Origin of the sequence: Microbacterium sp. AB, assembly GCF_032878875.1 — a bacterium.
Classification (GTDB): Bacteria; Actinomycetota; Actinomycetes; order Actinomycetales; family Microbacteriaceae; genus Microbacterium; species Microbacterium betulae.
In genome coordinates this window covers 2,852,237-2,865,386 of sequence record NZ_CP118157.1, presented here as the reverse complement: position 1 = coordinate 2,865,386, position 13,150 = coordinate 2,852,237, and the positions used below count along the sequence as shown (strand labels likewise).

General features: G+C 70.7%; 12 protein-coding genes. 8 read left to right on the top strand and 4 right to left on the bottom strand.

Annotated features, from left to right (window positions below; translation table 11 throughout):
* Positions 1-4 precede the first annotated feature (4 nt).
* Genes N8K70_RS13545 through N8K70_RS13535 form a run of 3 tightly spaced genes read right to left on the bottom strand, consistent with a single transcriptional unit; the run spans position 5 to position 3,606 of the window.
* Positions 5-901, bottom strand: a complete 897-nt coding sequence (locus N8K70_RS13545; protein WP_317138875.1) for a glucose 1-dehydrogenase — start codon at positions 899-901, stop codon at positions 5-7.
* A gap of 23 nt (positions 902-924) precedes the next feature.
* Positions 925-1,773, bottom strand: a complete 849-nt coding sequence (locus N8K70_RS13540; RefSeq protein WP_317138874.1) for an SDR family NAD(P)-dependent oxidoreductase — start codon at positions 1,771-1,773, stop codon at positions 925-927.
* Positions 1,774-1,788: 15 nt separating this feature from the next.
* Complete coding sequence (locus tag N8K70_RS13535; RefSeq protein WP_317138873.1) at positions 1,789-3,606, bottom strand: glycoside hydrolase family 15 protein; 1,818 nt, start codon at positions 3,604-3,606, stop codon at positions 1,789-1,791.
* 99 nt (positions 3,607-3,705) lie between these two features.
* Between N8K70_RS13535 and N8K70_RS13530 the strand changes: the two genes are divergently transcribed.
* The 3 genes from N8K70_RS13530 (at position 3,706) to N8K70_RS13520 (ending at position 6,427) form a co-directional block, all read left to right on the top strand.
* Positions 3,706-4,074: an ArsR/SmtB family transcription factor gene (locus N8K70_RS13530; RefSeq protein ID WP_317138872.1), complete on the top strand. Its 369-nt coding sequence runs from the start codon at positions 3,706-3,708 to the stop codon at positions 4,072-4,074.
* Positions 4,071-5,780, top strand: coding sequence for a SulP family inorganic anion transporter (locus N8K70_RS13525; RefSeq protein ID WP_317138871.1), 1,710 nt, complete (start codon positions 4,071-4,073; stop codon positions 5,778-5,780). Before N8K70_RS13530 ends, N8K70_RS13525 begins: the two co-directional genes overlap by 4 nt.
* Before the next feature lie 74 nt (positions 5,781-5,854).
* Positions 5,855-6,427, top strand: a complete 573-nt coding sequence (locus tag N8K70_RS13520; RefSeq protein ID WP_317138870.1) for a Dps family protein — start codon at positions 5,855-5,857, stop codon at positions 6,425-6,427.
* A gap of 50 nt (positions 6,428-6,477) precedes the next feature.
* Here the strand turns inward: N8K70_RS13520 and N8K70_RS13515 are convergent, their stop codons facing one another.
* Positions 6,478-7,521 carry an NAD(P)-dependent alcohol dehydrogenase gene (locus N8K70_RS13515; protein ID WP_317138869.1) on the bottom strand — a complete coding sequence of 348 codons (1,044 nt, stop codon included), beginning with the start codon at positions 7,519-7,521 and terminating at the stop codon, positions 6,478-6,480.
* A gap of 254 nt (positions 7,522-7,775) precedes the next feature.
* Here N8K70_RS13515 and N8K70_RS13510 point away from each other — a divergent pair, with 254 nt between their 5' ends.
* Genes N8K70_RS13510 through N8K70_RS13490 form a run of 5 tightly spaced genes read left to right on the top strand, consistent with a single transcriptional unit; the run spans position 7,776 to position 13,135 of the window.
* Positions 7,776-8,810, top strand: a complete 1,035-nt coding sequence (locus N8K70_RS13510; protein WP_317138868.1) for a zinc-dependent alcohol dehydrogenase family protein — start codon at positions 7,776-7,778, stop codon at positions 8,808-8,810.
* Entirely contained in the window at positions 8,807-9,481 is a 675-nt protein-coding gene (locus N8K70_RS13505; protein ID WP_317138867.1) for a DUF2291 family protein, read from the top strand. Before N8K70_RS13510 ends, N8K70_RS13505 begins: the two co-directional genes overlap by 4 nt.
* Positions 9,478-11,001 (top strand): sugar ABC transporter ATP-binding protein, encoded by a 1,524-nt coding sequence (locus tag N8K70_RS13500; protein WP_317138866.1) that lies wholly within the window; start codon positions 9,478-9,480, stop codon positions 10,999-11,001. The genes N8K70_RS13505 and N8K70_RS13500 overlap by 4 nt, the downstream gene beginning before the upstream one ends.
* A 29-nt stretch (positions 11,002-11,030) precedes the next feature.
* Positions 11,031-12,155, top strand: a complete 1,125-nt coding sequence (locus tag N8K70_RS13495; RefSeq protein ID WP_317138865.1) for an ABC transporter permease — start codon at positions 11,031-11,033, stop codon at positions 12,153-12,155.
* Entirely contained in the window at positions 12,152-13,135 is a 984-nt protein-coding gene (locus tag N8K70_RS13490; RefSeq protein ID WP_317138864.1) for a D-ribose ABC transporter substrate-binding protein, read from the top strand. The genes N8K70_RS13495 and N8K70_RS13490 overlap by 4 nt, the downstream gene beginning before the upstream one ends.
* Positions 13,136-13,150: the final 15 nt, after the last annotated feature.

Genomic DNA, 13,150 nt, shown 5'->3' with positions numbered 1-13,150 from the left:
CGGCTCAGGGGGAGACCATCCCGCCGTTGACGTTGAGCGTCTCGCCGAGGACATAGCTCGACTCGGCGGACGCGAGGAACACGTAGGCGGGGGCGAGCTCGGCCGGCTGGCCCATGCGCCCCAGCGGTGTGCTCTCACCGAACTCCGCGATCTTGTCCTGGGGCTGCCCGTCCGAGACCTGGAGTGGAGTCCAGATCGGACCGGGCGCGACGGCGTTCACGCGGATGCCCCGCGGCGCCAGCTGCTGGGCGAGGGCCTTCGTGAAGGCGTTGATGGCCGCCTTCGTCGTGGCGTAGTCGACGAGGACGGGTGAGGGCGAGTACGCCTGGATCGACGTCGTGTTGATGACGGACGCCCCGGCGGGCAGGTGAGGGACGGCCTCCTTCGTGATCCAGAACATCGCCGAGACGTTCGTGGCGAGCGTGGCGTCGATCTGCTCGTCGGGAAGCGTGGAGATCTCCTCGTTGTAGACCTGCTTGCCGGCGTTGTTCACGAGGATGTCGATCCCGCCGAGCTCCTCGACCGTGCGCGCGACGAGCTCGCGTGCGTAGTCGCGGTCGCGCAGGTCTCCGGGGACGGCGACGGCCTTGGCCCCGGACCCCTCCGCGATGCGGACGATCCGCTGCGCGTCCTCCTCCTCTTCCGGCAGATAGGAGAGCACGACGTCGGCGCCCTCGCGCGCGAAGGCGATGACGGTCGCCGCGCCGATCCCGGAGTCGGCCCCCGTGACGAGCGCCTTGCGGCCCGTGAGCCTTCCCGTGCCGCGATAGGTCTCCTCCCCGAGGTCGGCCCGCGGCGCGAGGTCGGCGTCGAGACCGGGCTCCGGCTGGTGCTGGCTGCGGGGCTGGATGTCGGCGTACAGCGCCGCGGGGTCGGTGAAGGTGTACTGGTCGCGAGCCATGAGGGTGTGTCCTTTCGACGTGTTCAGACGGTGGCCACGGAGCCGGAGTCGACCCGGTAGTTGGAGCCGTTGACGAAGGAGGCGCGGTCCGAGCAGAGGAACGCGATGACCGCGGCGACCTCGTCGGGCTCGCCGCGCCGGTCGAGCTCCATGTAGGGGCGCTCCTCGTCGAGGAAGGATGCGATCGCCTGCTTCGGCGTGACGCCGAGCTCCTTCGCGCGCTTGTCCATCATCGCGTCCGTCATCGGCGTGTGGATGAAGGCGGGCGAGACGGCGTTGACGAGAAGACCCTCCCGGGCGTAGGAGCGGGAGAGGCCCTTCGCGAGGGCGAGGATGCCGGCCTTGGCCGTGCAGTAGGGCAGCTCGTCGTCGTAGGGCTGGACGGCGTCCTCGGAGGCGAGGAACACGAGCCGGCCCCATCCGCCGGTGCGCAACGACGGCAGGAACTGCCGCACCAGCCGGACGTGCCCGATCAGGTCGGTCTCGATGGTCTTCGTCCAGCCCTCGTCCGTGATCTCGTGGAAGAGCCCCTGGGCGCCCGTGACGCCGGCGGACTGCACGAGGATGTCGACGTCTCCCACGGCGTCCTGGACCTTCCCGTGCAGGGCCGCGAGGGAGTCGACGCTCGTGATGTCGGCCGCGTGCGCGTGCAGCGCCCCCGGCTTCGCGGAGAGCCTCGCGGCGGCCTCGTCGAGCCGGTCCTGGTCGACATCGGTGACGACGACCGTCACGCCCTCCTCCAGGAGGGTCCGCGCCGTGTGCCAGCCGATGCCGGAGTCGGCGCCGGTGACCAGTGCCGTCCTGCCCGTGATTCCGAGATCCGTCCCGGTTCCTTTCCGATGACCGGCGAAGGGGACGCCGGGTGATGCCATGACGGGGACGGGCCGTCAGCCCTCGCCGCGACCTCGTGCTCCGTCGGCCATCGTGCGGATGGTCAGCGCCGCGTCGATGAGCGCGAGGTGGCTGAGAGCCTGGGGGAGGTTGCCCCAGAAGGCGCCGTCCTCCTCCGCGATCATCTCCGACAGGAGCCCGACATCGTTCGTCCGCCGGACGAGGCGGTCCATCAGAGACGTCGCCTCGTCCACGCGCCCCACGCAGCCGAGAGCGGCCGCGAGCCAGAACGCGCAGGCGACGAAGGTGTGCTCGTCCTGGTCGGCTCCCGTGTACCGGTAGAGCAGATCGTCCGCGCCGAGCCCTCGGGAGAGCGCGTCGATCGTGGAGGACATCCGCTCGGAGCGGTCGAAGCCGCTGATCGCGTGGAGGAGGACCGACGCGTCGAGGTCCTCGCTGCCGGGGGCGATGACGTAGGCGCCCGCGTCCGCGTTCCAGCAGTTCTCCTCGATCCATGCCCGGATCCGCTCGCGCTCCGTCCGCCAGCGCGACGGGTCGCCGGGGATCTGTCCCCGTTCCGCGAGGTGGACGGCGTCCTCGAGCGCCTGCCAGCACCCCATCTTCGACGACGTGTAGTGACGCTGTTCCGCGAGCTCCCACATCCCCGAGTCGGGGTGGCGCCAGAGATCGCACACGCGATCGGCGAGGTTCGCCAGCAGCTGGCCCGTCGCACGATCGAGGAGGGTGTCGGAGTCGACGCAGGTGCGGCAGATCGCGAAGACGTCGGCGTAGACGCCGAGCTGCAGCTGGCCCTGGGCGGGGTTCCCCGTGACGACCGGGCCGATGCCCGCCCAGCCGGGGGCGTGGTGCTCCTCGACGTGCGTGGCGGGGGAGCCGTCGAGGTCGTAGAACACGTGGAGGTCGGGACCGTTCGCGCGGATGGTGCGCACGAGCCAGGACAGCGCCGCGTGCGTCTCCTCGCGCAGCCCGAAGTGCACGAGGCTGCGGACGGTGTAGGCGAGGTCGCGCACCCAGGCGAACCGGTAGTCCCAGTTCTTCCCGCCCCGGGGGCGCTCGGGGAGCGAGGTCGTCGCCGCGGCCACGATCGCGCCGGAGGGGCTGTGCACGAGCATCTTGAGGGCGAGCGCGCTGCGCTGCACGGCCCGCCGCCACGGGCCGTCGTAGGAGAACTCCCGCGTCCACGCCCTCCAGCTCGCCACGGTCCGGTCGATGCCCCTGTCGACGTTGGCGGGATCGGGCAGGCGCAGCGGCTCGTCTCTCGTGGCGACCACGACGAGCAGACGACGAGACGACGCCGTCGCCGTGAAGCCGCCCGTCACCGCGACGTCCGGCTGCGTCGCGTCGAGCTCGTTCGCGTCGTGATCGGAGCCGACGACGGCGACGGTGATGTCGTCGCAGCGCATCACGGCCCCGCGCTCGGTCTCCTCGACCCACGGCGAGACCTCGCCGAGGAGGGTCCCCGGCTGGACCCGCCACGTGAACGGCACGCTCCCGGAGACGCCCTCGATGCGGCGGGCCAGCTCGCTCCACGGCAGACGGCCCGCGACGCCGACCACGAGGGCGTCGGTGACCGTGGCCACGCCGTCGTCCGTCGTGTAGGTCGTCTCCAGCACGTTGGTCCCGGAGACGTACCGGCGGCTGACGGCGCAGGGCACGCTCGGCTGCAGGGCGATGAAGCCGCCGTGCTGCGCGTCGAGGAGGCGGGCGAACACGGGCGCCGACGCGATGTCGGGCACCGGGAGCCAGTCGATCCGCCCCGTCGCGCCCACGAGCGCGACCGTGCGGCCGTCCCCGATCGCGGCGTACGACTCCAGCGGCTCGTGGCCGTCGCGTCCGGGATCGTCATCGTGCACGCAGACGACCGTAGGCGCGGGCGGGGCCCGCCGGGAAGTGCTTGCGCGGAGCGAGGAGAGGCGTTATGTGCGGAAGGGAGGTGACATGATGGTTTCATCATGTCATTCAGTGAAGCCCAGCGGCCCCTCTACGAGGTCAAGGCGAATCTCTTCAAGGGGCTCGCCCATCCGTTCCGCATCCGCATCCTCGAGCTGCTGTCGGAGTCGGCCGAGGTGAGCGTCGCGGAGCTGCTGAGCGAGACCGGGCTGGAGGCCTCGCATCTCTCGCAGCATCTCTCGGTGCTGCGACGGCACCGGCTCGTGGAGTCGGAGCGCCGCGGGAGCCACGTCTACTACCGTCTCGCTCACGGGCGGGCGGCGGAGATGCTGGCCGTGGCGCGGGAGCTGCTGCTGGATATCCTGCGATCGGACGGCGAACGTCTCGACGACGCCCGCGCGCTCCCCGCCCTCGGCCAGGACCGGCGATGAGCGCCGACGGTCATCGGTCACGTGCCGCGCGTGCGGTCGCGCACGTGGGCGAGCTGCTGCCGTCGCGTGCGGACTATCGCGGGCTGCGGCGCACGTGGCGGGGCGACCTCGTCGCCGGCGTGACGGTCGGGATCGTCGCGCTCCCGCTCGCGCTGGGCTTCGGCGTCAGCTCTGGGGTGAGCGCGGAGGCCGGGCTGGTGACCGCGATCGTCGCGGGCGTCCTCGCGGCGGTCTTCGGCGGCTCCCACGTGCAGGTGTCGGGACCCACCGGGGCGATGGTCGTCGTCCTGCTGCCCATCGTCGCCTCGCAGGGCGTCGAAGCCGTCGCGGCGGTGAGCGTCCTCGCCGGCGTCATCGTGCTGGCGGCGGGCGCGCTGCGGCTGGGACGCGCGGTGAGCTTCATCCCGTGGCCGGTCATCGAGGGGTTCACGCTCGGGATCGCGGTCATCATCTTCCTGCAGCAGGTGCCGTCGCTCGCCGCGCCCGGCTCCTCGGGCGCCGCCGGGCACAGCGCGAACGCGGTCGTCGCCGCGGCGCAGGCGCTCGCGGCGGCGGACGGGTCCTACCTCCTGTGGGCCGCGGGCGCGGCGGCCGTCGTCGTCCTCTGCATGATCGGCGCGCAGCGCATCCATCCCGCGATCCCGGGGTCGCTCGTCGGGATCGTCGTCGTGACGGCGCTGTGCGCCGTCGTGCCGAACCCGCTCGCGGCGATCGGCGCCCTTCCCCGCACGCTGCCCCTTCCCACGCTGCCGGATCTGTCTCCCGCGGCCCTGCCCGGCCTGCTCGGACCCGCCGTCACGGTCGCGGCGCTCGCGGCGATCGAGTCCCTGCTGTCTGCCCGCGTCGCGGCGTCGCTCGACGACACAGGACCGTACGACCCGGACCGCGAGCTCGTCGGGCAGGGGATCGCGTCGATCGGCTCGGGCGTCTTCGGCGGCATGCCCGCCACGGGCGCCATCGCGCGCACGGCGGTCAACGTCCGCTCCGGCGGCCGGTCGCGACTCGCGGCGATCGTGCACGCCGGGGTGCTCCTGCTGATCGTGCTCGTCGTGTCGGGACCGGTCGGGATGATCCCGCTGGCGGGGCTCGCGGGCGTGCTGATGCTCACGGCATGGCGGATGGTGCATCGGGCGACCGTCCGGTCGATCCTGCGCTCGACGCGCGCCGACGCGGCGGCGTTCGTCCTCACGGCGCTCATCACGGTGTCGTTCGATCTCATCGTCGCCGTGCTCATCGGCATCGCCTTCGCCGGGTTCTTCGCGATCCGGAGCCTCTCCCGCACGGCGGGCGTGCAGCGCGAGCCCATCCCGGGAGAGCCGGCGCCGGGCGACGAGGGGATCGCGATCGTCCGGTTCGACGGACCGCTCATCTTCGCCGCGGCCGATCGGGTGTTCGACGAGGTCACCGCGGTCCGCGGCGTCATGGTCGTCATCCTCCGCATGTCGAAGATCGAGCTCGTCGACGCCACGGGAGCGCATGTGCTCTCCGACATCGTCCGTGCGCTCGAGCGCCGCGGCATCACGGTGCTCATCAAGGGCATCCAGCCGGGGCACGAGGATCTGTTCCGCACCGTCGGCGTCCTCGCCTCCCTGCGTCACCACAGGCACCTCTTCGACGACCTGCCGGCCGCCGTCGATCACGCGCGCAGCCATGTCGAGCGCTCCGGACGGGGGACGCGGGGGCCGACGACGCCGGTCTCACCGTGAACGGACGCTTTGTCAAGGCAGCCCGGGGCGAGCGGCCCCCGGAGTATCGTGCCTAGTCCACAGGAGGGACATCCATGAGCACCACGGCACAAGATCCGACGCAGAAGAACCGTCGCCGCCCCGCACGGGGAGGCAGCGGAGCGAAGACCACCCGGGACCAGAACGCAGAGCGCGGGTTCAGCGCCTCGAAGGCCCTCGCCGAGAACACGCAGAAGGTCCTCGTGGACCTGATCGAGCTCTCGCTCCAGGGCAAGCAGGCGCACTGGAACGTCGTCGGGCCGAACTTCCGCGACACGCACCTCCAGCTCGACGAGGTCATCGCCGCGGCCAGGGAGTTCTCCGACACGGTCGCCGAGCGGATGCGCGCGCTCCATGCGCTCCCCGACGGACGCAGCGACCTCGTCGCGCAGACGACGTCGCTGCCGGAGTTCCCGCAGGGCGAGATCGAGACGCACGAGGTCATCGACCTCATCACGGAACGCCTCGACGTCGTGACGGCGACCTGCCGGGAGGTCCACGACGACGTCGACGACGAGGATCCTTCGACCGCCGACATCCTCCACTCGATCCTCGAGCGCCTCGAGCAGCTCTCGTGGATGGTCAGCGCGGAGAACCGCGTCGTGACCAAGCGCTCAGAGCGCTCATGACGAGCCCGCCCTGGAGCCGCTCCGGGGCGGGCTCGTCATGCGCGGCGCCGTCAGGCCTGCGGCTCGACGATCGACTTGATCGTGTGCGGGTCGGCGGTCGACTCGAGGGCGTCCTGCACGCGGTCGAGACCGTACGTCCCCGTCACCATGCCGTCGAGGTCGACGAGCCCTGAGGCGACGAGCGCGATGGCCGCCGGCCACGTGTTGGCGTAGCGGAAGATGCCCGTGAGGGTCAGCTCCTTGTTCTGGATGCGGGTGACGGGGAAGGGGATCTCCGGCAGGCCCATCCCGACGAGCACGGCGCGACCGCCGGGGCGCAGGCCCTCGAGGCCGGATCGCACGGCGCTCGCCGCGCCCGATGCGTCGACGAAGGCGTCGACTCCGGCGCCTGCCAGCCCCTCGGCGTCGCCGACGGGATCGAGGGCGGCCGTCGCGCCGAACCGGAGCGCGCTCGCGCGGCGGGCCTCGCTGATGTCCGAGACGAGCACCTCGCTCGCGCCCGACGCGCGGGCGACCTGTGCGACGGCGAGGCCGACGGGGCCCGCGCCCGTGATGAGGACCCTCTCCCCGGCGGCGAAGGCGGCCTTGCGGGCGGTCGCGACGGCGACCGAGAGGGGCTCGAGCAGGGCCGAGGCGTGGTCGGAGACCGCGTCGGGGACGCGGTGGGCGAAATGCCCCTGGATGACCGCGTACTCCTGGAACGCACCGTCGGTGCCCGGGATGGCGTAGAAGCGGATGCCGGGGTCGAGGTTGTAGGCGCCGCGAAGGGTCTCCGCCGACGTCGGGGTCGGATGCTGGGGCTCGATCGACACCCGCTCCCCGATGCGCGAGGGGTCGACTGCCGCTCCCACTGCGGCGATGACGCCGCCGGCCTCGTGGCCGAGGACGAGCGGGCCGTCCAGCGTCCAGTCCCCGAGGTGTCCGTCGCGGTAGAAGTGGACGTCCGAGCCGCAGACCCCGACGGCGGTCACCCGGACGAGCACCTCGTCGTCGGCCGGCCGCGGCACGGGCCGCTCGTGAAGCTCGATGCTCTTCGCCGCGACGAGCACGCCGGCCCGCATCGTCTTCGGCACGCTCGATGGTCCGGTGGTCATATGAGGTGTCCTCCCTGCCGTCGAGAGCCCGCTCCTCCCTGAGCAGACCCTCTTCACACGCATCGTCGGGTGATGATTGACAGCGAGCATATCGCAACTTATGGTGTTTCTAACGTGAGCTGGTAAGGAAACTGGCGAAACATCACATGGGGTACGGCCCCGAAGCCCTCACGGCTCGAGCGACGCGGCGAGAGCACGGGCACACGACACCGAACGTCCGCCATCGAGGGCGGGCGACCCGAACGGGAGCAGAGATGCGCGCGATTGTCTTCACAGCGGAGGGCGAGCTCGCCCTCGAGGAGCGGGAGAAGCCCGTTCCCGGCGACAAGGAGATCCTCATCGAGACCGCAGCGGTCGGGATCTGCGGCACCGACACGCACGTCTTCGACGGCGAGTTCGAGGGGACCGTGTTCCCTCTCGTGCCGGGCCACGAGGCGACGGGCACGATCGTCGCGCTGGGCGAGGCCGTCAACGACGGCGTGTTCGACTTCCGGGTCGGAGACCATGTGGCCGTCAACCCCAGCACGACCTGCGGCGAGTGCGAGTTCTGTCTCAACGGGCATCAGAACCTCTGCCGCTTCTGGAACGGTCTCGGAGTGGTCGCCTCCGACGGCGCATCCCAGCAGTACTTCACGGCCCCCGCCGGGAACGTCTACAGGCTGAGGCCCGAGACCGACCTGTTCGAGGCCGCGCTCATCGAGCCGCTCGCGTGCGCCATCCGAGGGTGGGACGTCCTGCCGCGCCGTCTGGGCGACCACGTGCTCGTCTACGGCTCGGGCACGATGGGCCTGCTCATGGCGCAGCTCGCCACGCGCACGGGCGCCGCGTCCGTCACGATCGTCGACCTCAACGAGGACAGGCTCCGCACGGCCGCCGAGTGCGGCATCGAGCTGCGGTACACCTCGGCCGACCAGGCGGAACGCGAGAAGTGGGATGTGGTCATCGACTGCACGGGCAACATCCGCGCGATCGAGGACGCGCTGACGAGGGTCAAGCCCGCGGGGTTCTTCCAGGACTTCGGGGTGGCCCCCGCGGACCGCACGGCGCAGTTCTCCCCCTTCCGCGTCTACCGCGACGAGATCTCGATCGTGGGCACGATGGCGGTGCTCAACAGCTTCGGTCGCGCGGTGGAGATGTTCGAGGCAGGCGCGATCAACGCGAAGGCCATGATCAGCCACTCCTTCGTCCTCGACGACTATGCCGAGGCGCTCGACCTGTTCCGGAAGGGCGACGGGCGGAAGCTCCAGATCCGGCCCAACGACACCGAGTCGCGGGTGCTGATCCCATGAGCGCGCAGACGACCACGGCGCAGCCCGAGACCAGGGGCTCGCGCACCAGACTCTCCAAGACCGCGAGGCGCGGCATCCGCATCGGTGTCGTCGTCCTCGTCGTCCTCGGCGTCGTCCTCGGCACGAGGGTCGTCCCGGCGGACGACCCCCTCGTGCAGGGGACCGAGGAGTTCGACCCCACCACGTTCGGCGCCGACGAGTTCCCCGCCGTGCAGGAAGGCGTCGTCGAGCAGGCGGTCGACGCGACCGTCCTCGCCGAGGCGATCGCGGCGGATCCTGACGCCGCCGCAGAGGAGTACGCCGTGGCGAGCTCGGGCGGCCCCGTCTACAGCACGACCTTCACGGGCGTCGTGGGCGAGGGGCAGTCGGGCATCTACGAGGTGGCGGTCGACGGCCTTCCGGAAGACCTGCTCATCCGCGTCCAGACGGGGCCCGCGATCAACGGCACCGAGCTGCGCGACGCGACGGGCGACATCCAGTTCGGCGAGTTCGTGAACCAGATCGACTACCAGGACGCCGCCGCGGCGCTGAACGAGGAGCTCAAGACGCAGGTCCTCTCCGACGTCGACACGGACGGGCTCGCAGGGGCGACGGTCACCGTCACCGGTGCGTTCACGCTCGTGAACCCCGCCGCATGGCTGGTCACGCCCGTCACCCTGGAGGTCCAGTGAGCGACGCATTCGACGGTGTGGTCCTCGAGGCCCGGCACATCGTCAAGAACTACGGAGGGACCCGCGCCCTCAAGGGCGTGAACTTCCAGATCCGCAAGGGGACGGTCACGACGCTGTTCGGCGAGAACGGCGCGGGCAAGTCGACGCTCATGAAGATCCTCTCGGGCGTCGAGCAGCCGACCTCGGGCGAGATCGTGCTCGAGGGCGAGCCGGTGTCGTTCTCGTCGACGACGGATGCCCGCGACCGCGGGATCTCGATCATCCACCAGGAGCTGAGCCTCGCCCCGAACCTCTCGGTGCGCGACAACATCTTCCTCGGGCGCGAGATCCCCGGGCCGGTCGGCGTGGACTATGCGGAGGAGACGCGCCAGACGCGCGCGCTGCTGGAGGAGCTGCAGCTGCCCATCGAGCCCGACACGATCGTCTCCGACCTGCGCGTCGGCCAGCAGCAGATCATCGAGATCGCGCGTGCTCTCTCCGTGAACGCCCGCATCCTCATCATGGACGAGCCGACGTCGGCGCTCGCGGCGGCCGAGGTCCAGGTGCTCTTCGGCATCATCCGCGACCTCCTCGCCCGAGGAGTCGCGATCGTGTACATCTCCCATCACCTCGAGGAGGCGCTCGAGGTGACCGACCACGCGGTGGTCCTGCGCGACGGCGCCATGACGGCGCGCGGCGAGCGACAGGACATCGACCTCGACTGGATCGTGCGGAACATGGTCGGCGACGACTTCGACCTCGGCAGCCCGCCGACGGGCCACGAGCTCGGCGACGTCGCGCTGAGCGTCCGCGGACTGCGCGTGCTCGATCCGGAGAACCCGGAGCGTGCGATCGTCGACGGGCTCAGTCTCGACGTCCGCAGGGGCGAGATCGTCTGCCTGTACGGACTCATGGGATCGGGACGCACGGAGCTGCTGGAGGCGATCGCAGGCCGCGGCGAGATCGCCGGAGGGACGGTCGCGCTCGACGGCGAGCGGCTCACGACGGAGACGATCGCCGAGCGCATCGAGCGGGGCATCGGCCTCGTGCCGGAGGACCGGCAGCGCGACGGGCTCGTCCAGACGATGAGCGTCGGCCAGAACCTGACGCTCGCGAGCCTCCGCGACTGCCTCGTGCGGGGTGTGCTGTCCCCACGGCGGGAGAAGCGACTCGCACAGCGGATGGTCACCGACGTGACGGTCAAGACCGCGGGGCCCGACGTGCCGATCGGCTCGCTCTCCGGCGGCAACCAGCAGAAGGTCGTCATCGGGAAGGTGCTCGCGACGAGCCCCCGCGTCATGCTCCTGGACGAGCCGAGCCGGGGCATCGACGTCGGTGCGAAGGGCGAGGTGTTCCGGCTGCTCGCCTCCCATGCCGCCGAAGGGCTCACGGTCGTGTACTCCACCTCCGAGGTGGGGGAGTGCCTCAGCATCGCCCACCGGATCGTCGTGCTGCGCCGCGGCCGCATCTCCGCGGAGTTCGGCGCCGATGCGACGAAGGAAATGATCATGGCCGCCTCCGGCGAGGCCGTCGCCGCCTGATCGCCAGGACCTGAGAAACGGATCGGACAATGACGACGACAACCACCACCGCGATCATCGAGAAGCGCAAGCAGTTCTCGCTGGCGAAGCTCCTCCTCGAGGGGAGGGCCTTCCTCGCGCTCATCCTCATCATCGTGGTGTTCTCCCTCCTCTCGCCCAACTACCTCACGATCGACAACCTGCTGATCATGGCGTCGCACGTGGCGATCTACGCGATCCTCGGCCTGGGGATGCTGATGGTCATCCTGAACGGCGGGATCGACCTCTCCGTCGGCTCCACGCTCGGGTTCGCCGCGGTCGTGGCCGGATACCTCGTCCAGGGCGTGCCGATCAACCTCTTCGGCGTCGTGCTGTACCCGAGCCTGCCCGTCGTGGTGCTGTTGTCGTGCGGGGTGGGCGCGCTCGTCGGACTCGTCAACGGCGTGCTCGTCTCGCGCTTCAACGTGGCGCCCTTCGTCGCGACGCTCGGCATGCTCTACGTCGTCCGCGGCGCAGCGCTGCTCATGACGAACGGGCTCACGGTCAACGACCTCGACGGCGACGAGGCCCTCGGGAACACGGGTTTCGACTGGCTCGGCTTCAACCGCATCCTCGGCATCCCGATCGGCGTCCTCATCATGGGCGTGATCGCCCTGATCCTCGGCTTCGTGCTCAGCCGGACGACGTTCGGCCGCTGGCTCTACGCCTCGGGCGGCAACGAGCGCGCCTCGGAGCTGTCGGGCGTGCCCGTCCGGAAGGTCAAGGTGTGGGTCTACGTGATCTCGGGCGTCTGCGCCGCCGTCGCCGGGCTCATCCTCGCCTCGACGCTCACGAGCGCGAGCCCCACGGCGGGCAACACCTATGAGCTCACCGCCATCGCCGCGGTCGTCATCGGCGGCGCAGCGCTCACGGGCGGTCGCGGCACGGTGCGCGGCACCCTGCTCGGCGCGTTCGTCATCGGCTTCCTGTCGGACGGCCTCGTGATCGTGGGCGTCTCGGCCTACTGGCAGATGGTCTTCATGGGCGCGGTGATCGTCGTCGCCGTCCTGCTCAACTCCCTGCAGTACGGCCGTCGTCCCCGGCCTGCTGCGAACGCGGCCCCCGCCGCGCCCTCCGACCCGTCGCCCGCCGCATCGTCGCAGCAGGGCGTCTCCACGAAAGGAAATGCACAATGATGCGCAGAAAGTCACTCACCGCCCTCGCGGCCGCGGTCGCGCTGGCGCTGGGCCTCTCGGCCTGCTCCAGCGGGACCGACGACGCGGGCGGGTCGGGCGATGGCGAGGCCGGCGGCCTCATCACGATCATCGTCAACGACCCCGCCAACCCGTACTGGAAGACCGAGGGCGACATCGCGAAGGCCACGGCGGAGGAGCTCGGTTACGAGGCCACCGTGGGCGCGCACAAGGGCGACGCCAACACGGAGAACACCCTCATCGACACGGCCATCTCGAACCAGTCGAAGGCGATCATCCTCGACCCGGCAAACGCGGACGGCTCGATCGGCGCGGTGAAGAAGGCCGACGCCGCGGGCATCCCCGTCTTCCTCGTGAACGCCGAGATCAACGAGGCGGGGCTCGCGAAGGCCCAGCTCGTGTCGAACAACGCTCAGGGCGCCGCCCTCGGCGCGCAGGAGTGGGTCAAGCAGATCGGCGAGGCGGGGAACTACGTCGAGCTGTTCGGCGCCCCGTCCGACAACAACGCCCAGACGCGGTCCAACGGCTTCACGACGGTCATCAGCCAGTACCCCGACCTCGTCCAGGTGGGCACCGAGGTCGCCAACTGGAACCGCACGGAGGGCCACGACAAGATGCAGTCGCTGCTCCAGGCGAACTCCGACATCAACGGCGTGATGGCGGGGAACGACGAGATGGCGCTCGGCGCGATCGCCGCGCTGAAGGAGGCCGGCAGGCTCGACGGCGTCGTCGTCGGCGGCTTCGACGGCGCGCCGGACGCCGTCGCGGCCATCGAGGCCGGCGAGCTCGCCTACACGGTGCTGCAGCCCGTCGCGGTCTTCTCGGAGGAGGCCGTGAAGCTCGCGGACGAGTTCATCCGCACGGGCGCCGAGCCCGACACGGAGAAGCAGGCGTTCGACTGCATCCTCATCACGCCGGACAACGTCGACAAGATGACGGGCCCGTTCACGTACGCCGAATGACCCGGCGGAACGACC